The 232-nt window shown below is 68.1% G+C and carries 1 pseudogene; it reads right to left on the bottom strand.

Annotation, left to right across the window (positions count from 1 at the left end):
- A pseudogene (locus tag C4313_RS11245) lies at positions 1-210 on the bottom strand (sugar isomerase); the annotation flags it as partial.
- Positions 211-232: the final 22 nt, after the last annotated feature.

The raw sequence follows: 232 nt of genomic DNA, 5'->3' as shown, positions 1-232 counted from the left end.
GTTGAAGTGGAAGCCCCCGAGACGCCCCTCGTCCAGCAGGACCGCCACGATGTGCTCGATGTTGGTCCCCTGAGGGTGGTGGCCGGTGTCCACGAGCACCTGGGCCTGGGGGCCCAGTCGGACGGCCAGCAGGAAGGCCAGCCCCCAGTCAGGGAGGTCGGTGTGGTAGAAGGCGGGCTCGAAGAACTTGTACTCGAGGAGGAGCCGCATACCCGCAGGCAGGACGCTCGCG

The sequence above is a fragment of the Thermoflexus sp. genome (assembly GCF_040289485.1).
Classification (GTDB): Bacteria; Chloroflexota; Anaerolineae; order Thermoflexales; family Thermoflexaceae; genus Thermoflexus.
This window is presented reverse-complemented; position numbering and strand designations above follow the sequence as displayed.